This window comes from Actinomycetota bacterium, assembly GCA_016700055.1.
Lineage (GTDB): Bacteria > Actinomycetota > Acidimicrobiia > Acidimicrobiales > Ilumatobacteraceae > Kalu-18.
Window position 1 is genome coordinate 1,720,431 of record CP064997.1, and the last position, 26,276, is coordinate 1,746,706.

Genomic DNA, 26,276 nt, shown 5'->3' on the forward strand with positions numbered 1-26,276 from the left:
GACAGCAACGAGCTCATCTACGAAGGGTCTTCACCGACGGGATCGGCGATGTCCAACGGCGCGCCGTCCGAGAGCGACCGCAACAGCCTCAGCATCTCGCCGAACGGGCCGCTGCTGCTGCACGACGTCCACCTCGTCGAGACCCTGGCCCACTTCAACCGCGAGAACGTCCCGGAGCGGCGCCCGCACGCGAAGGGTTCCGGCGCATTCGGCACGTTCGAGGTCACCGAAGACGTCAGCCGCTACACCAAGGCGGCGCTGTTCCAGCCGGGAGTGAACACCCGGTTGCTGCTTCGCTTCTCCACCGTCGCCGGCGAGCTCGGCTCACCGGACACCTGGCGCGACGTGCGCGGGTTCTCGCTCAAGTTCTACACGTCGGAGGGCAACTACGACCTCGTCGGCAACAACACGCCGGTCTTCTTCCTGCGTGACCCGATGAAGTTCCCGCACTTCATCCGCTCGCAGAAGCGGCTCCCCGACTCCGGGCTGCGCGACGGAACCATGCAGTGGGACTTCTGGTCGCACACCCCCGAATCGGCGCACCAGGTCACGTACCTGATGGGCGACCGCGGTTTGCCCCGGACGTGGCGGCACATGAACGGCTACGGCTCACACACCTACATGTGGGTCAACGCGGCGGGCGAGAGGTTCTGGGTGAAGTACCACTTCCACACGAACCAGGGTGTGCAGAGCGTGACGAGCGAGGAGGCCGAACGCATCGCCGGAGCCGACGCCGACTTCCACCGCCGCGACCTGTTCGACGCGATCGCCCGCGGCGACTTCCCGAGCTGGAAGTTGTCGGTGCAGGTGATGCCCTACGACGAGGCGAAGACCTACCGCTACAACCCGTTCGATCTCACCAAGGTGTGGCCGCACTCGGACTACCCGCTGATCCCGGTGGGCACGATGACCTTGAACGAGAACCCGGAGAACTTCTTCGCGCAGATCGAGCAGGCCGCGTTCGCGCCGAGCAACGTCGTGCCCGGCATCGGCTTCTCGCCGGACAAGATGCTGCTCGGGAGGGTCTTCGCCTACGCCGACGCCCACCGTGCCCGCATCGGCACGAACTTCCACCAGCTCCCGGTGAACAAGCCGGTCAACGGTGCTCCCGATCCGTACATGTTCGACGGCAACATGGCCTTCGACCACAGCGGTGCGGCACCGGTCTATGCGCCGAACAGCTTCGGGCGGGGATTCGCCGACCTCGAAGGGCCGGTGGCCGAGGGTTGGGAGGCCGACGGCGAGATGGTGCGCCAGGCGTACGTGCTCCACGCCGAAGACGACGACTGGACCCAGGCCGGGATCCTCGTGCGTGAGGTGTTCGACGACGCTCAGCGTGACCGCTTCGTCGACACCGTCGCCGGGACGCTCGAGACCGTCCGCCCCGACGTCCGCGAGCGTGCGTTCAAGTACTGGCGCAACGTCGACGAGACGATCGGCAAGCGCATCGAGGACAAGGTGCGCGCCGCCGCCGATGCTCCGGCGCTGCCCGGCATGGACGAGGGCGTCACCGCGTCCGCGATCCTCGTCGAGGACTAGTCGCGCGTAAGTGGAGTGCCCGTGCGGCGGCGAGTGGATCGCTGCCGGCGGGCCCTCACCACATAGGCGACGAACGCCCCGGCCAGCACCAGCCAGGCCACCGCTGCTACGAGCGCGCCGGTGGCGAGGAGACCCCACGAGTCGCTCGGGCCCTCGTCGACGCTGCTCGTGACGAGCGACTGCGCGGACCCGTCGGTGGCCACCGTCCAGTGGAGCAGGCCGTCCTGCTCGACGGCGGTGGTCTTGCGCACTTCTCCGGGCAGAGAGACCGTCAAGGAGACCCCTACCGCCTCTTCGAGGGTGAGCCCCCGGTCGGCGAGCGCCTCGGCGTACGGAACACCGCCGACCAGCGACACCACCTCGGCGTCGACGAAGGCCTCGAGCCCGTTCGGCAGCGCGAGGCTGCCGTCGAGGCTGTACGTCACCCCTCGTCCCTCGACCAGCCGGCTGAGCACGGGATCGACGAACGGGCCGCCAGGCCCGGAGAGCTGGGCGAGCGCGACGTTCGCCTCTTCGGGCGAAGCGAAGTCGGTGGTCAGGATCACCTCCAAGCCTCCGTCGGCGCTCGGGCTCGGGCCGTCGACCTCCCAGCCGGCGGCGACCAGGTCTTCGGTGCGCAGGTCCTCTGCCAGAAGGGGTGCCGCGGCGACGACGTCGGCGTCGGCCGTGACGGTCACGGTGACCGTGCCGGCTCCCGCCTCGTCGACGACGACGTCGACGGCGACATCGACACGGCACGCGCCGAGAAAGGGGACGACGACCGCGACCAGCACTGCGGCCAAGGCCGCTCGCCGTGGGAGCGCGCGCGGAGAGCTGCGTGAAAGCCGGGCACCCATGCGGGCACGATCTTCCCAGATCGGGCACCGTTAGCCTGAGCCGGTGGAGCGAGGCTCGGGCCGCATCGAGATCCGCGGTGTCGACAAGCGCTTCGGCGCCGTCGACGTGCTGCACGAGGTCTCCCTAGACGTAGAGCCCTGCGAGACGGTCGCCCTGCTCGGCCCGAGTGGCTGCGGCAAGACGACGTTGTTGCGCTCCGTCGCCGGGTTGGAGCGCATCCACTCCGGATCGATCTCGATCGACGGCACGCTCGTCAGCGGGCCCGGCGTGCACGTGCGCCCCGAGGAACGCAACATCGGCATGGTGTTCCAGGACTGGGCGTTGTTCCCGCACATGACGGTGGCCGAGAACGTCGGCTACGGGCTGAGCCGTGACGAGCGCCGGTCGACCCGCGTGGCAGAGGCACTCGAGATGGTCGGCCTCGGCAGGCTCGGGCCGCGGATGCCGTCGACGCTCTCGGGCGGCCAGCAGCAACGCGTCGCGCTCGCGAGGGCGCTCGCCCCGCGCCCGCAGGCGATCCTGCTCGACGAGCCGTTCTCCAACCTCGACTCCGCGCTGCGGGTGCAGGTGCGCACCGAGGTCCACCGCCTGCTGAGCGAGCTCGGCGTCACGACCGTGTTCGTCACCCACGACCAGCAGGAGGCCTTCGTGCTCGGCGACCGCGTGGCGGTGATGCGCGCGGGGGTGATCGAGCAGCACGCGACACCGGCCGCGGTGTACACCGCGCCCGCGACGCGATGGGTGGCGGACTTCGTCGGCGAGGCGAACTTCGTGGCCGCGACTGCGCACGGCTTGGTCGCCTCCACCTGGTTCGGCGATCTCACGTTGCGCGAAGAGCACTTCGGCCCGGTCGAGGTTCTCGTGCGCCCGGAACAGGTCGCCGTGCACGCCACGGCCGACGGCAACGGCGGCGTCGGCAACGTCGAGCTCGTCGAGTACTACGGCCACGACCACGTCGCGATCGTCGTGCTCGACGACGACTCCCGCCTGGCCAGCCGGGCCCCAGGGCCTCCGCAGGTGCGCCGCGGTCAGCGCGTCGGGGTGAGCGCCGACGGCTCGGGCTCCGTCGCGTTCGCGTCCACCTGAGCGCGCCGCTCGTTCTCACGCAGCACCAGCACCGCCATCGGCAGCGAGGACAGCAGCACGAGGGCGAGCGCGGGGGACGCCGCGCGGGCCAAGAACCCCTCCGACGAGGCCGTCCACACGCGTGTCGCGAGCGTGTCGAACTCGGTCGGCGCGAGGAGCAGTGTGGCCGGCAGCTCTTTCATGCAGGTGAGGAACACGAGTGCCGCGCCGGCCACCACGCCGGGGCGGGTGAGGGGTACGACGACGCGCCAGAACGTGGTCGCCGGGCCAGAGCCGAGCAGGCGCGATGCCTCTTCCAGCGACGGTGTGACCTGCAGCAGCGACGCGCGCATCGGCCCGACAGCATGCGGCAGGAACAGGATCATGTACGCGAAGACGAGCATGCCGAGTGTCTGGTACGCGAAGGGGACGCGCTGAGCGCCGAAGAACACGAGAGCGAGCGCGACGACGATGCCGGGCAGCGCGTGCCCGGCCCACGACAGCCGTTCCACGACGCGTGCCAGGCGGCCCGGATGGCGCACAGCGAGCAGTGCCACGGGCCACGCGGCGAGCACGCTGACGACGGCACCGAGCGCTGAGGCGAGCAGGCTGTTGGTGACGAGCGACCAGCCGGGCAGCACTGCCTCGCCCGCCTGGGCCCCGCGCCAGAGCCAGTAGCCGATCACCGTCATCGGCACCACTAGAGCGGCGACGACCAGCAGCCCACATGCCGTCGACGCCACCCACCGCCAGCGGCCGAGGTGCACGATCGCGGGGGTGCGGGCGCCGCCGCCGTGCAAGCGATGGACGTGCTCGCGGCCCCGGAAGCGCTGCTCGGCGGTCAAGACGGCGATCGTCAAGGTGACGAGCACGAGCCCGAGCACTGCCGCCGAGCCGCGGTTCAGCGCCCCGCGGTACTGGGTGTAGATGGCGCGGGTGAACGTGTCGTAGCGCAGCATCGACACCGCCCCGAAGTCCGACAGCGTGTAGAGACCGACGAGCAGCGACCCGGCGACGATCGACGGGCGGAGCTGGGGCACGACGACGCGCAGGAACGTCGTGAACGAACCTCGCCCTAGGGTGCGGCTGGCCTCTTCGAGGCTCGGGTCCAGGTTGCGGTAGGCGGCGCGCACGGGCAGCAGCACGTACGGGTACGTGAACAGCGTCAGCACCGCGAACGCGCCCCAGAAGCCGTAGATCGAAGGCACCCGCTCCACACCGAGGGGCTCCAGCCAACCCTGGACCATCCCCCGCGGTCCGAGCGCGCCGATCATCGCGAAGCTCCCCACGTAGGTAGGGATGGCGAGCGGCAAGGCGGTGAGGATCACGAACGCGCGCCGGCCGGCGACGTCGGTGCGCGTCGTCAGCCATGCAAGGGGAAGCGAGATCGCGACGGCCGCGGCGGTGACGGCGACGGCGAGACGCAGCGTGTTCGCGAGGAGCTTCCACGTCCGCGCGGAGACGAGAACGGCGCGCGTCTCGTCCCAGCCGAACTCGAACGCTCGCCAGACGAGGTAGCCGAGCGGCAGCGCCGCCGCCGCACCGACGAGCAGGCCGAGCAAGCCGACCAGCGCGGTGTCGGCCTGAACCGTGGAGGACCGCGCCCGCGACGCGGTCGTTGCGGTCACCCGAATCTCACCGGTCTCACCGGCGTCACAGCGCGCCGAGGTCGGTGAGCAGCTCGATCGTGCCCTCGAGGTCGGCGAGCAGGTTCAGGTCGAACTCCGGCAGGGTCAGCGAGTCGAGGGTCGGCAGCTCCGCCGCCGTCGGCGTGCCTTCCACGACGGGGATCTCGAACGTCTCTTGCGCGAAGTACTCCTGGGCCTCCGGGGAGAGCAGGAAGTCGAGCAAAGCGCCCGCCGCGTCGGGCTGGTCGGTGGTGGCGAGCACCCCGGCGCCGGCGATGTTGACGAGCGCGCCGGGGTCGCCGTCGGCGAAGTACTTGTTCGCGGCGGGGTAGTCGGCGTCTTCGGCCAGGAAGCGGTAGAGGTAGTAGTGGTTGACCAGCCCGACCGAGATCTCGCCGGCGGCGACAGCTTCCACGATGGCGACGTTGTTCTCGTAGGGCACCGCGCCGTTGGCGATGATGCCCTCCAGCCACGACCGCGCGGCGTCCTCGCCCTCGAGCGCGCGCAGCGCGGTGACGAAGTCCTGGAACGACGCGTTCGTCGGGGCCCAGCCGATGCGTCCCTCCCACTCGGGGTCGACGAGGTCGAGGATCGAATCCGGCACGTCGTCCTCGGTGAGCTCGCCGGTGTTGTAGACGACGACCCGGGCACGCCCGGACAGCCCCACCCAGTCGCCCGCAGGTGAACGGAGAGCCTCGGGCACTTCGGCGAGGAGCTCGTCGTCGAGCTGCGCGAGATCACCATTGGCCGATAGCTCACCCAGGAATCCGGCGCCCTGGGAGTAGTAGACGTCGGCGGGCGAGTTCTCGCCCTCCTCCTGGATCAGCAGCAGCATCTCGGCCGAGTCGCCGTAACGCACCTCGGTCTCGATGCCGGTCACCTCGGTGAAGCGGTCGATGATCGGCTGGACGAGATCCTCGCCGCGGCCCGAGTAGATGGTCAGCTTGCCGGCGCCCTCGATCGGCCCGGTCGTCGGCCCGGTCGTCGGTCCGGTGTCGGTGGTAGAACCGTCGTCGGAACCGCACGCCGCCAGCAGGCCGGCGAGCGCGAGCAGGATGGGCGCCGCGAAGATCGGTCTCGGGGGCCGTCGCATCTGAGGTGAGGCTCCTGTCGGTCGGTGTTAGGGAATCCTAACAATGGAAGACCAGTGAGCCTGCTGTCAAATGCCGCGAGACGTCGGACCTACTCGGTCGGCGTCTCGGTCTCGGTGGCGTTGCCGGAGCCGGCACCGGCGAGGTCGACACCGGCGGGGGGCTTGAAGCCCTCCACCGAGCGGAACGCGAGCCGCTGCTCGCCGGGGCGGTCGGGGTCGTCCTCGACGTCGACGACCACGATCTCGCCGGCGCGGAACTGCTTGTACAGGATCCGCTCGCTGAGCGCGTCTTCGACCATGCGCTGGATCGCGCGCCGCAGCGGCCTGGCCCCGAGCTGGGGGTCGTAGCCCCGCTCGGCCAGCAGCAGCTTGGCCGCCTGGGTGAGCTCGATGCCGAGACCTTGGGCCTCGAGTTGGCCGACGAGGCGCTTGATCATGAGGTCGACCATCTCGACGACCTCTTCCCGGGCGAGCTCGTGGAAGACGATGACCTCGTCGATGCGGTTGATGAACTCGGGGCGGAAGTGGATCTTCAGCGCGTCCATCACCTTGTCACGCATGCGCGCGTAGCTCATCGCCTCGTCGACCTTCGTGAAGCCGACGTTCGCCTTGCGCAGGTCTTGGCTGCCGAGGTTGGAGGTCATGATCAGCACCGTGTTGCGGAAGTCTACGGTGCGTCCCTGGCTGTCGGTGAGGCGGCCCTCTTCCAGGATCTGGAGCAACGTGTTGAACACGTCGGGATGGGCCTTTTCGATCTCGTCGAACAGCACGACGCTGAACGGCTTGCGGCGCACCGCCTCGGTGAGCTGGCCGCCCTCTTCGTAGCCGACGTAGCCGGGGGGCGAGCCCACCAGGCGGCTGACGGTGTGCTTTTCCATGTACTCGCTCATGTCGAGCGTGATCAGCGCGTCGTCGTCGCCGAAGAGGAACTCGGCGAGCGTCTTCGCGAGCTCGGTCTTGCCGACGCCGGTCGGGCCGAGGAAGATGAACGACCCACTCGGGCGCTTGGGGTCCTTCAGCCCGGCCCGGGTGCGCCGGATGCTCTGGGAGACGGCCTTGATCGCGTCCTGCTGGCCGATGATCCGCTTGTGGAGCTCGGACTCCATGTTGAGCAGCTTTTGGGTCTCTTCCTCGGTGAGCTTGTAGACGGGGATGCCCGTCCAGATGGAGAGCACCTCGGCGATGGCCTCTTCGTCGACCTCGTCGAACAGGTCGACGCCCTTGGCCTTGACCTCTTGCTCCTTGCGGCCCTTTTCCTCGAGCAGCTGCTTCTCGGTGTCGCGCAGCTGGCCCGCCTGTTCGTACTGCTGCTCCTCGACGGCGCGCTTCTTGGCCTCTTGCACCTCGGTGAGGCGGCTCTCGATGTCTTTCAGGTCGGGCGGGGTCTGCATGCGCTTGATCCGCAGCCGGCTACCTGCCTCGTCGATGAGGTCGATCGCCTTGTCGGGCAGGTGGCGGTCGCTGATGTAGCGATCGGCGAGGTTCGCGGCGGCGACGAGGGCCTGGTCGGTGATCGTCACCCGGTGATGGGCCTCGTACTTCTCGCGGATGCCCTTCAGGATCTCGATCGTGTGGGCGAGCGTCGGCTCGTCGACCTTCACCGGCTGGAAGCGGCGCTCGAGCGCGGCGTCCTTTTCGAGGTGCTTGCGGTACTCGTCGAGCGTGGTCGCCCCGACGGTCTGCAGCTCGCCGCGGGCGAGCATCGGCTTCAAGATGCTCGCGGCGTCGATTGCGCCCTCGGCCGCACCGGCCCCGACGAGCGTGTGGATCTCGTCGATGAACAAGATGATGTCGCCGCGGGTCTTGATCTCTTTCAGCACCTTCTTCAGGCGCTCCTCGAAGTCGCCGCGGTAGCGCGACCCGGCGACGAGCGCGCCGAGGTCGAGCGTGTAGAGCTGCTTGTTGCGCAACGTGTCGGGCACGTCGTCGGCGACGATCTTCTGCGCGAGGCCCTCGACGATGGCGGTCTTGCCGACGCCGGGCTCACCGATCAGCACCGGGTTGTTCTTGGTGCGCCGGGAGAGGATCTGCATCACGCGCTCCATCTCGCGCGTACGCCCGATGACGGGGTCGAGCTTCTTCTCGCGGGCGAGCTGGGTGAGGTTGCGCCCGAACTGGTCGAGGATCTGGCTGCCGCCCTTATCGCCCTCTTCGCCCTTGCCGGAGCGCTCGGGACCGGCGCCCGGGCCCGACGCAGCACCCTGCGTCTCGCCCTTGGCCGGCGGCCCCTGGTAGCCGGAGAGCAGCTGGATGACCTGCTGGCGCACGCGCGACAGGTCGGCGCCGAGCTTGACGAGTACCTGCGCGGCGACGCCTTCGCCTTCGCGGATCAGCCCGAGCAGGATGTGCTCGGTGCCGATGTAGTTGTGACCGAGCTGTAGCGCCTCGCGCAGCGACAGCTCGAGCACCTTCTTCGCTCGCGGGGTGAACGGGATGTGCCCGGACGGCGACGAGCCGCCCTGGCCGATGATCTCTTCCACCTGGGCGCGCACGGCCTCGAGCGAGATGCCGAGGCTCTCCAAGGCCTTTGCGGCGACGCCCTCTCCCTCGTGGATCAGCCCGAGCAGGATGTGCTCGGTGCCGATGTAGGAGTGGTTGAGCAGACGCGCCTCTTCCTGCGCGAGCACCACGACCCTGCGGGCTCGATCCGTGAAGCGTTCGAACATGCCCATCCTTTCCGGAAAGGGGCGGATGTAGACGGAGAGGGTGACGTCACTCTACCCCCGGGCGGAGGTGTTAACCCTGGCGCCCCACCGCGTAACCTGGCCGGCGATGTCCAGCTCGCCGCTCACCGATCGGACGCGTGCCGGCGCGGAGCTCGAGCTCGTGGAAGAGGCGCTGCGGGCCGCGGTGCAGACCGACGATCCGTACCTCACCGAGATCGCCTCCCACCTCATCGTCGCCGGTGGCAAGCGTCTGCGGCCGATGGTCGCGGTCGTCGCCTCCCAGGTGGCGATGGCCGACGGCGGCCACGGTGCGCCAGCGCGGCTCGGCATCGTCGAGGACGCGGTCCAAGGCGGGGTCGCTTGTGAGCTGGTGCACCTCGGGTCGCTCTATCACGACGACGTGATGGACGAGGCCGATGTGCGCCGCGGAGTCGACACGGTGAACGCGAAGTGGGGCAACCTGCAGGCGATCCTCGCCGGCGACTTCTTGCTCAGCAAGGCCTCCGAGATCGCCGCCTCGCTCGGCACCGAGGTAGCGGTGCTCCTCGCGCGCACCATCGGCCGCCTGTGCGAGGGGCAGATCGAAGAGCTGCGCCACACCTACGACGTGACCCGCAGCGAGCTCAGCTACATCACCTCGATCGGGGGCAAGACGGCGTCGCTCTACGCCACGTCGGCCCGCATCGGCGGCATCGTCGCCGGCCTCGATCGCCCGTTGATCGAGGTGCTGACGCGCTACGGCGACGCCTACGGGATGGTGTTCCAGATCGTCGACGACATCCTCGACGTCACCGCGAGCGACGAGCGCCTCGGCAAGCCAGCCGGCCACGACATGGTCGAGGGCGTCTACACGCTGCCGGTGCTGCGTACGCTCGCCGAGGGCGGTGCCGCCGCCGACGAGCTCGGCGATCTGCTCGGCAAGCCGCTCGAAGCCGCCGAGCGCGAGAAGGTGCTCGGCATCGTGCGCAGCAACCACGGCGTCGCCTCCGCCGTCGAGACCGCCGGCACTTACGTGCAGAGGGCCGAGGAGCTCTGTGCCGAGCTGCCGCCCGGCCCGGCCACCGACGCGTTGCGCGACGCCCCCGCCGCGCTGCTCGCCACCGTCTGGGGCTGAGCCCCTACGCGACCTCGGTCATCTCGGCCGCGGCCTCACGGGCGTTCCAGGCCTTGGAGGCTCGTCCGAGGAAGTCGAGCAACACCTTGTTGAACGTCGACCCGTGCTCGATCATCAAGCCGTGGGCGGCGCCGGACAGCACCACGAGCTCGGCGGTCGGGATGCGCTCGGCGATCTCCTCGGAGTCACCGCGGGGGGTGAGGATGTCCTGGTTGCCGACGATGACGAGCGTCGGCTTGTCGAACGTGGCGAGCTCGGCGGCGAGCGACTCGTCGGCCGACAGGATCGCGCGCACCTGGGCGACGAAGCCGTGGCTCGGACGGCTGAGCGCGATCGGCCCCAACCAGCCGACGGCGGGGAACAGGCGGCGGAACGAGCGCGGTCCGATCACCCAGCGACCGGCCTGGTTGGCGAGCTCGCCCATGCCGCGCTCGGCGGCGATCGAGCCCCACGACGACAGCAGGTCGCGCCGCCAGGCGTGATTGCGGCACGCGGTGCAGGCGAGCGTCAGCGAGCGGACCCGCTCTGGGTACTTGTACGCGACGAGCTGGCTGATCGCCCCGCCCATCGATGCCCCGACGACGTGAGCGGTCTCGATGCCGGCGTGGTCGAGCACCGCCATCGCGTCGTCGGCCATCTGCTCGAGGGTGTACGTGCCGAACGGCTTGTCGCTGCGACCAGCGCCGCGGTTGTCGTGGGCGATCACCCGGTAGAAGGGGGCCAGCGCCAGGCGCTGCAGGATCCATCCGGACTTGTCGGCGCCGAGGCCTTGGATCAAGAGCACCGGCTGGCCGCTCTTGCGCCCGACGACCTTGTAGTGCAGCCGGGTGCCGTCTTCTGCACGTGCGTAGGCCATGTCGGTGGTGTCCTTCTCTCTCCCTAGCCCTCGCGTCGCAGATCGAGGAACTTCTCTATTCCCTGGAGGCCGCCGATCTCGTCGAGGCGCTGCTGCAATCGATGTTGCGCGTGTTCGGCCAGCTCCACCTCGGCAAGCGGGCCGCGCCGCTTCAGCCGTTCACGCACGAGCGTGCCCACCTCGACGCGGCTGCGGCGCATGAAGGGTGAGCTGAGCGCGGCAACGGGGTAGATCCCGACGCCGGCCTTCAGCGCCGCACCGACATGCTCGACCGGCACGATCCCCGCCTGGCGGGAGCTGCGCGAGGGCTCGGTTCCGACTACGACCAGCTCACCGTCGCGCAGCGCCGCCTGGACCTCGAGTGGTTGGTCGAGCAGCCCGCCCAGGCGTCGCAGCAGCGGTCCTGCCGGGGCGACGTCGGGACGGCCGACGAAGCGCACCGGTCGCTTGGTGGCGAGTCCCACCGACCAGGCGACGAGCAAAGGGGTGAGCGCGTAGCGGCGGGCGTTCGTGACGAGCAACGCCCCGGCATGGGCGGGCAGGTGCCTCACTCCGCCGACGGTCGGGTGCCAGCGGAGGCCGGCGACGCCGCCCAAGATGCGCACCAGCTCGGGGTCGCGCCCCCAGTCGTCCACCTCGAACCGCGCTGTGATCCGGTGCATCGCCAGCGGCAGCAGCTCCGGTTCGGCCACCGACAGCGCGACGACGTTGGCCTGGGCGGGCGAGGTCGTGCCGGCAGTGCGAGCCGGGCGCGGGTTGCGCCGCCTCGTGGGTCGGGCCGAGCTGTTCGTGCTCGCCATCACGCCACCTCCCACTGGTGCTGGGGCGGCACGCGCACGATGCTCGGCCACTCGTAGAGCCGATCGATGATCTGGCTGGTGGTCGTCGGCGGCGACCAGCCGAGCACCTGCTTGCAGCGCTCGCCGTCGGCGAGGCGGCCGCGGTGCAGCGCCTCCATCACGTGCTCGGGCACGGGGGCGCCGAGGGCGTGGGTCAACCGACGGGTGATCTCCCACTCCGGTCCGAAGAGGGGCAGCGGGATGCGCCGTCCGCGCACGATCGCCTGGAGCGCGGTGATCGCGCCCGGTCCGACGATGTTGAGCGGTCCGTCGACGGTGTCCTTGGCCGCCCTCACGAAGGCGTGCGCCGCGTCGGCTTCGAGCACCACTGCGAACGCCGGGTCGGCGAGCAGGCTGAACGGCACCACCGGCAGCCGCAGCAGGCGTCCAAGGGGGCTCGGTACATGCGGCCCGAGCACCGGCGCGAGGCGCAGTGCGGTGAGCGCGACACCGGCCCTGCTGGCCGCGTCGGCAGCGACGTGCTCGATGTTCGCGACCATCTCGCCGAACATCGTCGTCGGCCGGATGGGCGCGTCTTCGGCCGGGCGGGTGAGGCTGTCGCGGCTGCGGCCGTAGAGCTCGATGCCGGAGCGCACGACGATGTGCTCGAGCGCCGGGCACTCGGCGGCTCCGCCGAGGACGCCGACTGCGCTGGCGTCGGTGAGATGCTTCGCGCTGGCGGGGCTGGCGCGGGCGTCGGGCTCCCACACGGAGAGGTGGACGAGCACGTGGGGGTTGAACGCGGTGACGACCTCGACCACCTTGTGGCGATCGTGGGGGTCGATCCGGTGGAACGCCGCCTTGCGCAGGCGCCGCCGCGGAGGGTCGACGTCGATGCCGGCGATCTCGCCCACCCACGGTTCGGCCTCGAGCAGCGACGTCACGAGAGAGCCGAGCTGGCCCCCCGCACCACTGACCAGTACCCGCCTTCCTGCCACAACCGAAACGCTACTGCGCGGGCACCCGCCGGGCACGATTCACGGCAAGACGTTGAACCTCACGTGCACCCTTGCAGTTATCTCGACCTGCCCGGGACTGGTGGCGAGCTGGTCCATCTCGGCCGACGCCATCTTCATCGCGAACGCCGCGCCGCCCCGGGGCATCGGCTCGGGAGGAGCGGAGAGCGGCAGTTCGCTGACGGCATCGACGGCGCTCACGGTGAGCCCGAGCGCCGTCGCGTAGGCGTCGGCCCGGGCGCGGGCGTCGACCGCTGCCTGGCCGAGCAGCTCACGGCGCACCGGGTTGGTGGCGTCGACGCTCCAGTCGAGGCCCTGGACCTGGGCACCGACGTGCGCGACAGCATCACGCACCAGGCGTCCGAGCACTTCCAGATCGGTCACCGTCACCGCCACCCGGACGCTCGCCCGGTAGCCGACGAGGACGTTCTCGTCACGACGGTGCTGCCACTCCTCGCCGATCTCGATGCCGCTCGTGGCGGAGGCCTCGGCCGCGATGCCGAGGTCGGCGAGCAGCGCCTCGAGCCGGCGCGAGCTGGCGGCGACGGCGTCGATCGCGTCGGCGGGCTGGGCGGCGAGACTGCTCAGCTGCAGGCGGGCGACGACGCGGTCGGGTCGCACGGTGGCGGTGGCCGAGCCGACGACGGTGACCGTGGCCATCAGCCCCGCCCTCGCTGGCGCAGGGTGTGGGCGCGCAGGATCACGCCGCGGGCGAAGGGATCGAGCTGGTGTCCGGCCAGGCGCTCGGTGATGGTGATGGCCTTGCTGGGGTCGTCGACGAGGCCCGACCAGCGGATGTAGCCGCCCATGATCCCCATGATCCGGTCGCCCACCTCCTCGCCGTGGACGACGACCTTCACATGCTGGTCGAGCAGTTCGGCCAGCTCCGCGTAGAACGCCTTCAACCACTCGTCGACGTGTTCCGCGTCGAAGGGACGGTGGCGATAGGGCATCGACAGCTCGTCGTAGTTGTGCAGGTTGTGGGGGGCAGGGATGATCGAGATCACCACTCCGAAGCCACCCTCACGCAGCCAGATGATCTCCTCCTGGCGCCGGACGCGGCGGTGGTTGCCGCCGTACCCGCCGGGTCGCTCGCAGACGGCGAGCTTGTCCTTCAGGATCCAGGTGAAGTTGCGGGGGGTGATTCCGAGGGCCCACTTCCCACGCAGCTTCGGAGGCACAGCGAGGAAATCTACTCGCTGCGAAGGCCAATGGGCCTCGCCTCCGGAGGCGGCGGAACGAGCGAGAGCCGCTGTGCCGACCGGCGCACCCGCCACCCGCCGGCCACTTCGGTCGCCAGGCGGTCGCCGCGAGCGACCGCCAGCACGCGCTCGACGCTGGCCGAATCCGGCGGTAGGCCGCCACCTTGCACGGCGCGCAACCAGCCACGAACCGCGCGCCTGGCCAGGGGGGCAGGGGCGTCGACCAACGCGCGGGCATCGGTGGGGTCGAGCGCGGCGGCGAGGTCGTCGAGCAGATCGGCCTCGTCGGCCGCCAATGCCGCCTGGCGCGCCAGCACCGGGACGAGGTCACGGTTGGCGGCCGTCGACAGCAGCGGGAGCAGCTCGTGGCGGATCCGGTTGCGCAGGAGCGACCGGTCGTCGTTGGAGGGGTCGTCCACGGCCACGATGCCCATGTGCGCGCACAGCCCGCGCGTCTCGGACCGGCGCAGGGCGAGCAGCGGGCGGCTCGGGCCTGCGGGCCTGCTCGCCCGGATGCCGGCCAGACCGTCGAGACCCGCGCCGCGCAAGACGTTGATCAGCACCGTCTCCGCCTGGTCGTCGGCGGTGTGGCCAGTCAGGACGCCGGGCGGCAGCACGGCGTATCGCGCGGCGCGGGCACGCGCCTCTAGGTTCGGCCCGGCGCCGACGTCGACTCGCTCGGCGCGAAACGCCGCCCCGAGCCCGGTGGCGACGCGCCGGACGGCTGCGGCCTCGGCCTCGCCTCCGGGGCGCAGGCCGTGGTCGACGTGCACCGCCTCCACCTGGCATCGGGCGTGGACGGCGAGGACGAGCAGCGCCATCGAGTCGGCGCCTCCCGACACGGCGCAGGTGACGGCGGTGCCCGGCGGTGGGAAGTTGCAGCGGGCGAGCAGCGAGTCGCCCACGTCGAAAGCGATGCTCGCCGTGCCCACCGTGCTCACCAGGCGACTCGCTGCAGCCAGAGCCCGGGGTCTTTCACCTCGTCGAGCGTCGGCAGGTTCTGCGGCGCCTGCCAGCAGAGCTCGACCGCGCCGCGGCCCTCGACCGTCTCGATCGCGTCGAGGAAGCGGGCACCGGCGGCGTACTGGTTGAGCTTGGCTTCGAGGCCGATGAGGCGCTGCACCAGCCGGGCGACCGGCGTCGCCCGCTTGCGCCGCTCACGCAGCACGAGCGCGAATCGGGGAGCCTCGGGCAGACGCTCGCGGCTGGCGGCGCGGTCCATCGTCTGGTCACCGTGGCCTTCGAGCAGCGCCATCAGCCCGCCGATGCGCCCGAGCAACTCGCGCTGTTCGGGCGTGGCGACGAGGGCCAGCGCGCCGCCTTCGTCGAGACGGGCCTTCGCCGCCGCAGGGTCACGCGCCGCGTCGCGCAACGACCGGGCGAGGTGACCGGGGTCGGGGTTGGCCGCGGCCAGCGCCTCCTTCACCAGACCCTGGTAGTAGTCGTGCATCCACGGCACGCCGCGGAACTGGGCGCGGTGGGTCAACTCGTGCAGCGCGACCCAGAAGCGGAACTGCTCGCGGTCGAACCCGAACTTCTGCTCCAGCATCGCCATGTTGGGAGCGACGAGGTACACCGCGTCTTGTCCGTCGACCGTGTCACCGGCGACGAGCAGGTCGTACTGGCCGAGCACGCGGCCCGACACCCAGCCGAGCATCGCCCCCAGCTCGATCGCCGCGATGCGGGCGGTGGCCCCACCCGGGCGCGGTGCCGGCTTGTCGGGTCGGCGCTTGGCGAACGTGTCGATCCAGTGCTCGAAGGTGGGCTCGAGAAGGCGCCGGAACGACGCCAGGTTCGCTCGGATCCACTCCGGTCGGTCGATCACCGAGATGTGCGCCGGGGTGGGCGGGCGCAGACCGGTCTCGGCCGCGACGAGCTCTTCGGCCTCGGCGACGACGCCGGCCAGGTCGGCATCGGTGGGCAGGTCGGTGGTCGGTGCCGGCGAGCGGGAGCTGACGCGGATGGCGACCCGCTCGGCAAGAGCCCAGTCGATCGGCGAGGGCAGGTCGGGGCTGGCCATCTCGCCTTTGGTGCGCGCTAGCGCGCGCTCAGCCCTCGCCGTGGTGCCGCTTGCCCGGGTAGCGCGTGGCGGAGACCGACCTCAGGTAACTGGCGCCGAGGCCGACGACCGTGAGGATCAACAACGCCGAGAGTCCGACGCCGATCCACCAGTGCCACACGTTCGCAGCGAGCAAGCCGAGCATGTGCCGATCGTACCCACCTGATCGAGCGCCCACCCACTCCCCGGGGCGTCACCCGATCTCGCCGTCGAGGTCGAAGTCGGTGTCGAAGCAGCGCTCCAGCTTGGCGACCAGCTCCGGGGGCATCGCGTCTTCGTGGCACTTCTGGCGGATGACGAGCTTCAGCTCGGCATGGAAGTCGAACGCCTGCAGGCAGTCCGTGCAGCCGTTCAGGTGGTGCTCGATCGCCTGGCGCGTGTCGGTGGTCAGCTCGTCGTCGAGGAATGCGTGGAGCTCGTGGAGCGTCTCGTTGCAGTCAGCCACCGGAGGGCTCCCTCGTCGCGTCGGCAGGGACCGAGGCGTGTTCGTCGTCGACGAGCCCTTTGGCCCGTCCGTAGTCGAACAACGACTTCTGCATCGCCTTTCTTCCCCGATGCAGTCGACTCATCACGGTGCCGATCGGGATGTCGAGCATCTCGGCGATCTCCTTGTAGGAGAAACCCTCGACGTCGGCGAGCAGTACAGGCAGGCGGAAGTTCTCCGGGAGCGCCTCGAGCGCGCCCTTCACCTCGCCGTCGGTGAACAGGTCGAAGAGCTGGTCCTCCGCGCTGCGGCTGGCGATCGCGGACTCCATCGCCGGCAGGCGGCGGTACAGGTAGAGGTCCTCGATGTCGGCGATGTCGCTCTCGTCGGGGCGGCGCTGCTTGGAGCGATACGTGTTGATGAAGGTGTTGGTGAGGATCCTGTAGAGCCAGGCGCGCAGGTTGGAGCCCTCTGCGAAGGTGTGGAAGCTGCGGTAGGCCTTCAAGAAGGTCTCCTGCACGAGGTCCTCGGCGTCGGCCGAGTTGCGCGTCATCCGCAACGCGGCGGAGTAGAGCTGGGGCGCGTACTGCATCGCCTCGGCCTGGAACGTCGCGCGTTCTGCCACGACCGAGGACCCTACGCTTCGACGGACTTGTCGGCACCCAGCTCGGCGACGAGATGCTCCAGGGCAGCTACGAAGCGCTCCATCATGTCGACGAGTGTGCCCAGCTCGTCGGTCTCGTACTCCGCGAGGATCCGAGCGAGTGCGCTCGTGCGTCGAGCCGCCGCGCTCTCGTGGCGGCTGCGTCCGGCGTCGGTCACCGACACCACCACCACCCGCCTGTCGTCGGGGTCCGCGAATCGCTCGACGAGCCCCGCACGCGCAAGTCGCTGCACCGCCCGCGTGGCGCTGGAGGGGTCGATGTGCAGCGCGTCGGCGAGGTCGCCCATGCGCCACGTCCGCTGGACGAGCAGGTCGAGGGCGTCCATCTGGCCGGGTTCGAGGGCTTCGGCGCCGACGCCGAAGAAGTGGTCACGCAACGCCCCGGCGGCCGCGCCGCGGCGCATCTCCCTCCATGCGTAACCGACGCGAAGCGCCAACTCGAACTGGGCGGGGTCGGCGAGGTCGACCGCCGATCGCGGAGTCGTGCTGGCGTCCGACATGGCAGTTGCACAATACAAACGACCCATCGCCCGCCTGAAGCCGCGGCCCTCGCCCGCCTAAAACCGCGGCCCTCGCGCCAATCTGGCGCGATACCTGCGTCTGGCGCAGGTTCGTTGACACATTGGCGCGGAAGCTGCGGTTTGGGTCAGGGGGTCAGGGGGTCAGGGAGTCAGGGGGTCAGGGAGTCAGGTTGGTGGGTTGGTCCACGTCGTCGGTACGTCGGCGCCGCCCTCGGCGGTGAGGCGATTGCCGATCTGCACGAGTTGGGGAAGCGGCGAGATCGGACCGGCGACGAGTGCCTGGCCCAGCCCGAACCCGCTGGCCTGGCGAAGCAGGCCGGCGGGCACATGGGAGAACACGCCGACCAGGTCTTCGACGTCGGCCTGGCCGTTCATGCGCATCAGCACCAGGTTGTCGCACTGCGACACGACGTTCGGGTGCACCTTGTCCGGTCGCTGCGTGGCCACGAACAGGTGCAGGCCGAACTTGCGGCCTTCGCCGGCGATCAACACGCCGAGGTCGTTGGTCGCCGCGAGCAGCGCGTCGTCGGTGACGGCGGGGAGGATGTTGTGGGCTTCGTCGATGGCGATCAGTGAGGGCCGGCGCTCGTGCCGGTGGGACCACCGGTTGGCGAGCATGACGAAGGCGACAGCGGTGCGCGAGTCGGGCTCGGGCAGGCTGCCGAGATCGACGACGACGCAGCGCTCGTCGCGCAGCCCGACGGAGCTGAGCGAGATCTCGCCGGGCCGGCGCCAGAGGGTCCACTCGTCGATGCCCAGGTTCTCGATGCGCAACGCCAGCGGCGCGGTCTCTACGTCTGCGGCAGCGGCCGACGCGACGTCGGCGACCGAGTACGGAGCCGTCAGCCTGGCCCTCACCTGCCGCAGGGCGGCGTAGCCCTCGAGGTCGCGCAGGGGGTGGAGCCGCAACAGATGCGCCTGGATGCCGATCGGTAGGTCGCTGAAGTCGGCACACAGCGTGTAGCTGGCGTCGTGACCCCGGCTGCGCACGGTGCGGACGTCGCCGGCCACCGCGCGGTAGCGCTGCCCTGCCGGCGACGGGTCGTCGTGGTCGCGCATGTCGCCGAGCAAGACGTGGTCGGAGTTGGGGTCGAGCACGACGATCGGCAGCGTCGTGGCGGCAAGGAGGCGCTCGAACAGCACTCCCGTCGTGTAGGTCTTGCCCGAGCCCGACTGCCCGCACATGAAGGTGTGCCGGGCGAAGCCTTTGCTGCGCAGGCGCGCTGGCACCGTCGGCGCCTGACGCCACGAGCCGATCTCCATGGTGTCCATCCCGGCGTCGGTTGCGGTGGCGATGACGCCGACCTCGGCGGCCGTGGCGGAACGGATCGCGCACTCACCGAAGGCATCGACGGACGCGACTGGTTCGTACGTCTCGCCCGCCAGCCGTCCGAGTACCACCGCATCGCCATTCACCGCGCGTAGGCGTAACCGGGCCCGCATCGAGTCGAACTGACCGCCATGCTCGGTGGCGAGATCTACCTGCGCTCCTTCACGCTCAACGGTCTCCGCGTCGTGCACCTGCACCACCACAGACGAGTCGTCGACACGCTCGACTACGGCGAGGTCGCCGACGCGCAGCCCGAGCTCGACCGGCCCGGCGAAGTTGACGTGGCGCCCGTCGGCCGAGTAGCCGACCGCGGCTACCGGCAAACGGCCGTAGAGCTCACGGCGAAGCCGCAGCACCTCGTGCTCATCCATATGGCCTCCTGTGCGTCGACTCGTCGAGCCTGCCATGCTGGTCGGGTGACGAACACACCCGACGCGCGGGCGGTTGGCCACGGGCTCGGCGAGTTCGATTCGAGCGAATTCTGGCGATTCGTGGCGATCAGTCTGGTGCGCACCATGGCACAGGTGACGGTGATCGCCGTGGCGTACCACGTGCTGCCGGTGAGCTCGTCGCAGCCGGGAGGGATCGGGATTCGCGCCCTCGTCGCTGCTGTGGCAATCGCGGCCGTAGTCGTCTGGCAGCTTCGCGGGATCCAGCACTCGAAGTACCCCATCGTGCGCGGGTTCGAAGCCTTGACCGTCGCAGTGTCGTTCATGGTCTGCGTGTTCGCGACGGCGTTCCTCTGCCTGTCGGCGCGTGACGTGAATGCGTTCAGCGAACCGCTCGAACCGACCGGGGCGCTGTACTTCACGATGACGACCTTGACCACCACCGGTTACGGCGACATCTACGCGCGCACTGACGGGGCCCGGATTGCAGTGATGGTGCAGATGCTGTTCAACGTGGTGGTGGTAGGTGCCGTCATCAAGTTGATCATCAGCGCGGCCCGTCAGCGGGTCCAATCAGTGCATGCCGGCTGATCCGCCGGCCGCGGAGCTTCTGCAGGCCGAGCATCGTGATGTATGCGAGGTCCAGCGCACCGACCATGAGCGCGAGCGTGATCACGAACGAGTTGTCGGGATAGCGCAAGAACACGAAGACGGTCACCATGCCTGTCCCTAGGCCCTTCGACCACGCCACGGTGAACGACAGGCCGTGCGGTTCGATCCGGGTGAGCAGGAACCAGATGTACAACCCCGACATCAGCAGGTTGTCGAGGTAGGCGGACACGCTCCCGAGGGGCAGGTCGTAGCCGGAATCCCGCAGCGACCAGAAGAAGAGACCCCAGCCGATCAGCAAGAGCACGACGAGCAGGACGTGATGTTGCTTGAGCGCCGGTGCGGTCGTCTGCTTCGCGCCGTAGCGGAACACGTTGAACAAGATGAACAGGTCGAGGATGAAGGCGCCGCGGTAGATCGTCTGCAGCCCCGGTCCCATGTCCTGGGTGAACACGAAGCCCCACATGAACTCCCAGGTCACGTTCGACGTCGCCGCGAGGATCGGGATCTCCAGGTATCGGTGGCGCACGGCGATGAGCACGACGGCCACGTACGCCGGTGCCCACATCAAGAAGCCACCGACGTACCAGAAGGTCTCCCAGTTCGAGTACGGCACGGGCGGGGTCCTATCGCCTCGGCGACAAGCTGGAGGCGGTGGTCACGAGGACAACTCCCACGTGCGCGCGAGCTCGTCGGGAATGGCGAACGGTGGGCGCGTTCCGCCGCGCTCGTGGTCGAACATCCCGAGCAGGACGGCACGGGCGAACGGTTCGATCATCCGCTTCACATGGGCATCGTGCTCGATGTCGGACTCGACGAGGCGCAGCAGCCCGAGCAGAGGTTCGAGCAGCCGAAACCAGCCGGGCCGCCCGGGGGGCACGGCGACCATGTTCGCGACGTCGTCGCCGATCAGGTGGCGGATCATCACCGGCACCAGCCGCCCGAGCCCGCGCACGTGCGCCGGTCGACCCGGTCGCGACCCGAGGTGCGGGGTCATCTGCTCCATCGTCGTGACCAGGGCGTCGGTCATCGCGATGCCCTCCGGCGAGGAGTCGTACTGCCGCCGGCGGATCGCCGTCACCAGCGCGGTCGCATCCTCGACCGTCGTCGGGCGCACATGCGTTCGGACGCCGAGCATCTCGCCGATCACGCTCCAGGTGTAGAGGTAGTCCTCCTGCTCCGACCGGCTGACCGCGATGCCCAGCCGGGCGAGCGGCTCGATCGGTACGTAGGAGAACGACAGCAGCGTGCCGGCGAGATCCTCCTGGTTGATCGGGAGACCCCACTTGGCTTCGTCCCAGTTGCCGTCGGCCAGCAGGAGGTGACGCACGGCGGCGTGCATCAACCTCACCCGTTGAGCGGAACGGACCCCTGCCCCGCCAGGACCGAGCCCGCCGGGGGCCATGACGTCCATCAGGAACTGCCCCGTCTCGAAGATGCGCCGCCGCGTGTCGGTCTGGAGCCTGGCCGTCTCGAACAGCACCTTGACGCCCTTCGCGGCCGCGTATGCCGACGGCAGCGACGCGCAGAACAGCGACATCGAGATCTGCATCCCCCACACCTGGAAAAACCTCTCGGACCGTTCGATGCGTGCCCGATCGACGTCGGCGGGCAGTGGGTCGCGGGCGAGGTAGTCGCGCACCTCCTCGGGAAGCCCGGCCGGTACCGGCGCGCCGTTCTCGACGAGCGCGCGCATCAGCTCGTTGACTCGCCTGATCTCGCCTTTACGGAACAGTGCGCCGACCACGTCGTCGGCGAGCGGGTCGCCGACGAGACGCAGCGCTTCCAGCTCTGCATCGCTCGGCACCATCGCAGCATCCTCTCATCGCTCGACCGATGTCCGATTCACGACGTACTCTCCATCTTCGTGGCTGATCCTGATGGTGGAGCGGCCCTCTCCGACGGGGCGGCGGAACCGTCCGCCGCCGCGTTGACGTTCCTGTTCACCGACATCGTCGACAGCAGTCGCCATTGGGATGCCGCACCGGCCTCGATGCGGGTCTCCCTGGCCCGCCACGACGAGTTGTTGCACGAGATCATCCGCCGGTGGCACGGCACGGTCGTGAAGCACACCGGCGACGGGGTGATGGCCGTGTTCGGCAGCGTCGTCGACGCCATCGACGCATCGGTCGCCGCGCAGCTCGCGCTCAGCGGCACGGAGTGGGACACCGCGGGAGCAGTGCCGCTCGTCGTGCGGATGGGCATCCACACCGGCGAGGCAGATTCGAGAGCCGGCGACTACTTCGGCATGGCGGTCACCCACGCGGCACGGCTGATGGGTGTCGCCTGCGGTGGACAGATCCTCGTGTCGGAGGTGTCATCGCGACTCGCGTCCGAGGCTGGCCTGCGTCACGGCCGCCGGTTGACGGAGATCGGCGCCGTCGCGCTGAAAGGTGTCGCCCGCACCGAGCATCCGACCCAAGTGCAGTGCAGCGGGCTGCAGGTCGACTTCCCGCGTCAGGCCGCAGCACCGAGCGAGCAGACCGGGTTCGTGCCGGTTCCGATGGCGGCGATGATCGGCCGGCAGGCCGAGATCGACCGCGTCGTAGGGCTGTTGGAGGCCGACCGACTGGTGACGATCGTCGGTACCGGCGGCGTGGGCAAGACCCGGCTGGCGGTCGAGGTCGCCACAACGATCCGGTCCCGGTGCGTCGACGGGGTGTGGTGGGTGGACCTCGCCCCGGCGGGCAGCGCCGACTCCGTCGTGCACACGCTCTCGTCTGCCCTCGACGTGATGGCTACCCCCAACCGGGACCCGCTGGACGGCGTGATCGACAGCTATGTCGACCGCGAAGCCCTGGTCGTGCTCGACAACTGCGAGCACGTCGTGGCCGAGGTGGCCCGCCTCGTGCGCACGCTGCTCCAGCGCTGCGGCCGCGTCCGGTTCCTCGCGACGAGCCTCGTCCCGATCGGGCTGGCCGCCGAACAAGTGGTGATGCTCGAGCCACTCGCCGTCGATGCGCAGTCGTCGGGCGGGTCGTCGGGCGGGCCGTCGGCGGCGGTGCGGCTCTTCGTCGAGCGGGCCCGTGCCGCGTCGGGCACGTTCGAGGCAGATGCCGCAACCCTCGAGACTGTGGCGGAGATCTGCCGCCGACTCGACGGAGTGCCCTTGGCGATCGAGCTCGCCGCGTCCAAGGCTCGCTCGCTCGGGGCGTCGCAGATCCTCACCCGGCTCACGGACCGCTTCCGCCTTCTCGATTCGAGCCGGCGCCACGACGACGACCGTCACCAGAGCATGACCCGCGTCCTCGAGTGGTCGTACGACCTGTTGACACCGGCGGCGCGCGAGGTCTTCGACCGGCTCGCGGTGTTCCCCGCCAGCTTCGACCTCGCCGCCGCGGAGAGCGTCGCCACAGGTGGCACCGTGGAGGCGGCCGACGTCGTCGACCGCGTCGACGAGCTCGTCGACCACTCGATGCTCGTCGCCGATGTCGGGAGTAGCTCCCCCTATCGGATGTTCGACATGATGCGCGAGTTCGGCCGCCTGCGCCTCGACGTCGGCGGGCAGCGGCAAGCGGTGGAGCAGCGCTTCGTCGCACACTGGGTCGAGTTCGCCGGCGCTGCTCGCGCCGGAGTCCGTGGTCGCGAGGAGGCCTACTGGCGCGACGCAGTCGGCGCCGAGCTGAACAACCTCCGTGCCGCCCACGGTCTGCTGCTCGACGCGGGCGACGTAGACGGTGCACTGCGCCTGCCGGTCACCCTGTTCGAGTACGCGTTCTTCTCGCTCCGCCCCGAGATCGGCGACTGGGCAGCGGCCGCGCTCGCGGCCGAGGGAGCGCCGGATTCGCCGGAGTGGGCCGACGCGACCGCCGTCGCGGCCATGCTCGCCTGGGTGAAGGGAGACTGGTCGCAGGCGGAGCGTCATCTCGCAGCCCTCGACTCCGCCGCATCCGCGACGGCGTGCTACCTGCCGGAGTTCGCCCACGGCTTGATCGCCGCGTTCCGCTCTCAACCCGAGCAGCAGCTCGCGAGATACGAGCGCTGTCGTGAGATCGCCGAGGCCGACGGCGACGCCTTCCGCACAGCGCTCATCTCCGGACAGGTCGCCTTCGCGAAGGCCCTCCTCCTCAGACCCGAAGGGACGGCAGCCGGCGAACACGCGGTCGAGCTCGCCGAGAGCCTCGGCAATCCGACCGCGCTCTCGACCGCGCTGTGGGCGCTCGGAACCGCAGCGATGGCGCCAGACCCGGCGCGCGCCCTGCGCTGCTTCTCCCGCTCGGCCGAGCTCGCCCGCGCGGCCGGGTCGACGCTCAACGAGGTGTCCGCTGAATCCAGCGCGCTCGGGGTCCACGACAGGTCGAGGTCCGCGCTCGACGAGCTCGTCTACCTGCGGGATCGTTGGGAGTACTGGCATCGGGGCGGATCCACACCTGTTCACTGGTACGTCGCCCGCAAGGTGGCCCTGGCTCTGATGCGCTCGGGGCAGTACAGGGCCGCCGCGGTGCTGTTCGGTGCGGAGCGCAAGGCGCAACTCAGTCTCCCGCCGTCGCCGGGGGATGCCCGGCGCATCGCCGAGGCATTGAACACGTTGCGCGAGCGGATCGGCGCCGACGAGCTCGACGAGCTGATGGTGGTCGGCGCCGCCATGGACCACGCCGAGCGGGGGCGCTACGTGCAAGAAGCGCTCCAATCCGCGGTGGCCGGGCTGCGCATCAGCGCGGCGACATGACACCGACCGCGCTAGTGGTCGGCGAGGGTGAGCCAGCGGGACTCGAGGGCGTCGAGGTCGGCGTGGGCGGCGGCGAGTTCGGTGCCGAGGGTGACGAGCTCGCCGTGCTCGGTCGTCGCCGCCAGACGCTCGCTGAGCCGGTCCACTCGCGCTTGCGCCTTGGCCATCGCCTGCTCGGTCTCGCGCAGTTGCCGCCCGATCGTCGACGGGCTCGGCCCGCTGCGCCCCTTGGCCACCCGTCCCGCCGCCGCGGGCACAGCCGACGGTCGCTTGGCCGGGGAGCGCGGCGACGCCCGCTCGGCGAGCCACCCCGAGACCCCGCCGGGCACCCTGCGCACCGCACCCTCGGGGTCGATCGCCAACACGTGGTCGGCGACGCGATCGAGGAACGCCCGGTCGTGGCTGGCGACGACGAGCGCTCCCGGCCAGTCGTCGAGGTACGCCTCGAGCGATCGCAGCGTGTCGAGGTCGAGGTCGTTGGTCGGCTCGTCGAGGATCAACAGGTTGGGCTCGGTGGCCAGCACCATCACCAGTTGCAGGCGCCGACGCTCCCCTCCCGACAGCATCCGCACCGGCGCGTACTGCGCCGTCGTGTCGAACCAGAACCGTTCCAGCAGCGCCCGGTCACGGTGATCTGGCTCGCGGTACGGCCCGGCAACCAGCTTGCGGACGATCGCGTCGGGGTCGAGATCTCCAGCGTGCTGGTCGGCGAACCCGACCACGACCGTCTTGCCGCGGGTCACCGTGCCCGCTGCCGGTACGGCCCGACCGGCGACGATGTCGAGCAGCGTCGTCTTTCCCGACCCGTTCGGGCCGACCACCGCCAGCCGCGCTCCGGGTTCGATCAGGAGATCGACGTTCTCGAACACCGTCAGCGTCGCGCCGTCTGCCGTGGTGAACCGCTGGGCCACGCCTTCCAGCTCGACGACCTGGTTGCCGAGCCGAGTCGTGCCGCCACCCAGCTGCAGGCCCTGATCGCGAACGCCGGCCGGCGCCGGCCCGCCAGCGACGATCTCGCGAGCGGAGCGCAGGCGGGCCTTCGGTTTGGTCGATCGTGCCGGAGCGCCCCGGCGCAGCCAGGCGAGCTCCTTGCGGGCGAGGATCTTGCGCGTCGACTCCTCCTGCGCCTCGCGCTCGATGCGCTCGGCGCGCGCCTCGAGGTACGTGGCGTAGGCACTCGACCCCGCCGCCGCCTGATGCACGAAGCACCGTCCGCCGTCGAGCTCGACCACCTTGCTCGGCCCGACAGCGCTCGTCAGCCGATCGAGCGCGTGGCGGTCGTGGGTGACGAGCACGAGCGCCGAGGTCATCACCACCAGGCGCGCCTCGAGCCACTCGATCGCCTCGAGGTCGAGGTGGTTGGTCGGCTCATCCAGCACGACCATGTCGTGATCGCCGTGCTCGTCCTCGGCCAGCACGCGGGCGAGCGCCACCCGCTTGGCCTGCCCGCCCGACAGCTCGTCGGTTCGTCGATCGAGGAGCGGCTGCACGCCGAGCCGCGTGGCCACCGCCGCCACCTCCCACGAGTCGCCGAGGAAGTCGCCCACCGTGCCGGGCGGCAGTACCGGGTCCTGTTCGAGCGACGCGATCCGCACACCCCGGCCGAAGCGCACGGCGCCGGCATCGGGCGCCAGCGCGCCGGTCATCAACCGAAGCAGCGTCGTCTTGCCAGAACCGTTGACCCCGACCACGGCCACGCGATCACCGCTGGCCACGGTCACCGAGAGATCGGCGAACAGCACCTTGTCCGGTTGCGTCACCGTCACATCGGCGAGGTCGACACAGATCACGCCACGACGCTACGGCCGCCGTCGTT

General features: G+C 70.0%; 24 protein-coding genes. 5 read left to right on the forward strand and 19 right to left on the reverse strand.

The features are described 5' to 3' along the window. The first annotated feature begins 48 nt into the window (after positions 1–48). Positions 49–1,539, forward strand: a complete 1,491-nt coding sequence (locus tag IPM43_08385) for a catalase (protein QQS26388.1) — start codon at positions 49–51, stop codon at positions 1,537–1,539. Here IPM43_08385 and IPM43_08390 read toward each other — a convergent pair. After that, positions 1,536–2,321 (reverse strand): hypothetical protein, encoded by a 786-nt coding sequence (locus IPM43_08390; protein ID QQS23492.1) that lies wholly within the window; start codon positions 2,319–2,321, stop codon positions 1,536–1,538. The genes IPM43_08385 and IPM43_08390 overlap by 4 nt on opposite strands. Before the next feature lie 118 nt (positions 2,322–2,439). Here IPM43_08390 and IPM43_08395 point away from each other — a divergent pair, with 118 nt between their 5' ends. After that, on the forward strand, positions 2,440–3,462 hold the full coding sequence (locus tag IPM43_08395) for an ABC transporter ATP-binding protein (protein ID QQS26389.1): 1,023 nt from the start codon (positions 2,440–2,442) through the stop codon (positions 3,460–3,462). Here IPM43_08395 and IPM43_08400 read toward each other — a convergent pair. The 3 genes from IPM43_08400 to IPM43_08410 form a co-directional block, all read right to left on the reverse strand. Continuing rightward, positions 3,405–5,075 (reverse strand): iron ABC transporter permease, encoded by a 1,671-nt coding sequence (locus tag IPM43_08400; protein QQS26390.1) that lies wholly within the window; start codon positions 5,073–5,075, stop codon positions 3,405–3,407. The genes IPM43_08395 and IPM43_08400 overlap by 58 nt on opposite strands. Before the next feature lie 19 nt (positions 5,076–5,094). Continuing rightward, positions 5,095–6,162, reverse strand: a complete 1,068-nt coding sequence (locus IPM43_08405; protein ID QQS23493.1) for an iron ABC transporter substrate-binding protein — start codon at positions 6,160–6,162, stop codon at positions 5,095–5,097. 89 nt (positions 6,163–6,251) lie between these two features. Continuing rightward, positions 6,252–8,828: an ATP-dependent Clp protease ATP-binding subunit gene (locus IPM43_08410; GenBank protein QQS23494.1), complete on the reverse strand. Its 2,577-nt coding sequence runs from the start codon at positions 8,826–8,828 to the stop codon at positions 6,252–6,254. Positions 8,829–8,934: 106 nt separating this feature from the next. On the opposite strand from IPM43_08410, the gene IPM43_08415 reads away from it, so the two are divergent. Beyond that, positions 8,935–9,942: a polyprenyl synthetase family protein gene (locus IPM43_08415; GenBank protein ID QQS23495.1), complete on the forward strand. Its 1,008-nt coding sequence runs from the start codon at positions 8,935–8,937 to the stop codon at positions 9,940–9,942. A 4-nt stretch (positions 9,943–9,946) separates the two neighbouring features. Here the strand turns inward: IPM43_08415 and IPM43_08420 are convergent, their stop codons facing one another. From IPM43_08420 to IPM43_08475, 12 genes are all read right to left on the reverse strand, one after another. Next, a complete protein-coding gene (locus IPM43_08420; GenBank protein QQS23496.1) occupies positions 9,947–10,798 on the reverse strand; it encodes an alpha/beta fold hydrolase in 852 nt (283 codons plus the stop codon). Positions 10,799–10,821: 23 nt separating this feature from the next. Beyond that, positions 10,822–11,598, reverse strand: a complete 777-nt coding sequence (locus IPM43_08425; GenBank protein ID QQS23497.1) for a hypothetical protein — start codon at positions 11,596–11,598, stop codon at positions 10,822–10,824. Next, positions 11,598–12,521: an NAD-dependent epimerase/dehydratase family protein gene (locus IPM43_08430; GenBank protein QQS23498.1), complete on the reverse strand. Its 924-nt coding sequence runs from the start codon at positions 12,519–12,521 to the stop codon at positions 11,598–11,600. The genes IPM43_08425 and IPM43_08430 overlap by 1 nt, the downstream gene beginning before the upstream one ends. Before the next feature lie 93 nt (positions 12,522–12,614). Next, positions 12,615–13,253, reverse strand: a complete 639-nt coding sequence (locus IPM43_08435; protein ID QQS23499.1) for an SIMPL domain-containing protein — start codon at positions 13,251–13,253, stop codon at positions 12,615–12,617. Continuing rightward, positions 13,253–13,774: a hypothetical protein gene (locus IPM43_08440; GenBank protein ID QQS23500.1), complete on the reverse strand. Its 522-nt coding sequence runs from the start codon at positions 13,772–13,774 to the stop codon at positions 13,253–13,255. Before IPM43_08440 ends, IPM43_08435 begins: the two co-directional genes overlap by 1 nt. An 11-nt stretch (positions 13,775–13,785) precedes the next feature. Beyond that, positions 13,786–14,736 carry a tRNA lysidine(34) synthetase TilS gene (tilS, locus tag IPM43_08445; protein QQS23501.1) on the reverse strand — a complete coding sequence of 317 codons (951 nt, stop codon included), beginning with the start codon at positions 14,734–14,736 and terminating at the stop codon, positions 13,786–13,788. Beyond that, the gene (locus IPM43_08450) at positions 14,733–15,815 is read right to left on the reverse strand and encodes a zinc-dependent metalloprotease (protein ID QQS23502.1); all 1,083 of its coding nucleotides are present in this window, start codon (positions 15,813–15,815) and stop codon (positions 14,733–14,735) included. Before IPM43_08450 ends, tilS begins: the two co-directional genes overlap by 4 nt. A 28-nt stretch (positions 15,816–15,843) precedes the next feature. After that, entirely contained in the window at positions 15,844–15,999 is a 156-nt protein-coding gene (locus IPM43_08455) for a hypothetical protein (protein ID QQS23503.1), read from the reverse strand. A 48-nt stretch (positions 16,000–16,047) separates the two neighbouring features. After that, the gene (locus IPM43_08460) at positions 16,048–16,299 is read right to left on the reverse strand and encodes a zf-HC2 domain-containing protein (protein ID QQS23504.1); all 252 of its coding nucleotides are present in this window, start codon (positions 16,297–16,299) and stop codon (positions 16,048–16,050) included. Next, on the reverse strand, positions 16,292–16,870 hold the full coding sequence (locus IPM43_08465) for a sigma-70 family RNA polymerase sigma factor (protein ID QQS26391.1): 579 nt from the start codon (positions 16,868–16,870) through the stop codon (positions 16,292–16,294). Before IPM43_08465 ends, IPM43_08460 begins: the two co-directional genes overlap by 8 nt. Before the next feature lie 44 nt (positions 16,871–16,914). Beyond that, the gene (locus tag IPM43_08470) at positions 16,915–17,442 is read right to left on the reverse strand and encodes a MarR family transcriptional regulator (GenBank protein ID QQS23505.1); all 528 of its coding nucleotides are present in this window, start codon (positions 17,440–17,442) and stop codon (positions 16,915–16,917) included. 186 nt (positions 17,443–17,628) lie between these two features. Next, the gene (locus IPM43_08475) at positions 17,629–19,164 is read right to left on the reverse strand and encodes an ATP-binding protein (GenBank protein ID QQS23506.1); all 1,536 of its coding nucleotides are present in this window, start codon (positions 19,162–19,164) and stop codon (positions 17,629–17,631) included. 45 nt (positions 19,165–19,209) lie between these two features. Here IPM43_08475 and IPM43_08480 point away from each other — a divergent pair, with 45 nt between their 5' ends. After that, positions 19,210–19,773: a two pore domain potassium channel family protein gene (locus tag IPM43_08480; protein QQS23507.1), complete on the forward strand. Its 564-nt coding sequence runs from the start codon at positions 19,210–19,212 to the stop codon at positions 19,771–19,773. On the opposite strand, the gene IPM43_08485 is transcribed toward IPM43_08480, so the two are convergent. Continuing rightward, a complete protein-coding gene (locus IPM43_08485) occupies positions 19,730–20,407 on the reverse strand; it encodes a hypothetical protein (protein ID QQS23508.1) in 678 nt (225 codons plus the stop codon). The two genes, IPM43_08480 and IPM43_08485, sit on opposite strands and share 44 nt — an antisense overlap. Before the next feature lie 42 nt (positions 20,408–20,449). Beyond that, the gene (locus tag IPM43_08490) at positions 20,450–21,601 is read right to left on the reverse strand and encodes a DUF2236 domain-containing protein (GenBank protein QQS23509.1); all 1,152 of its coding nucleotides are present in this window, start codon (positions 21,599–21,601) and stop codon (positions 20,450–20,452) included. Positions 21,602–21,658: 57 nt separating this feature from the next. Between IPM43_08490 and IPM43_08495 the strand changes: the two genes are divergently transcribed. Further along, a complete protein-coding gene (locus IPM43_08495) occupies positions 21,659–24,460 on the forward strand; it encodes an adenylate/guanylate cyclase domain-containing protein (GenBank protein QQS23510.1) in 2,802 nt (933 codons plus the stop codon). 11 nt (positions 24,461–24,471) lie between these two features. Here IPM43_08495 and IPM43_08500 read toward each other — a convergent pair whose 3' ends face one another. Continuing rightward, complete coding sequence (locus tag IPM43_08500; protein QQS23511.1) at positions 24,472–26,250, reverse strand: ABC-F family ATP-binding cassette domain-containing protein; 1,779 nt, start codon at positions 26,248–26,250, stop codon at positions 24,472–24,474. Positions 26,251–26,276: the final 26 nt, after the last annotated feature.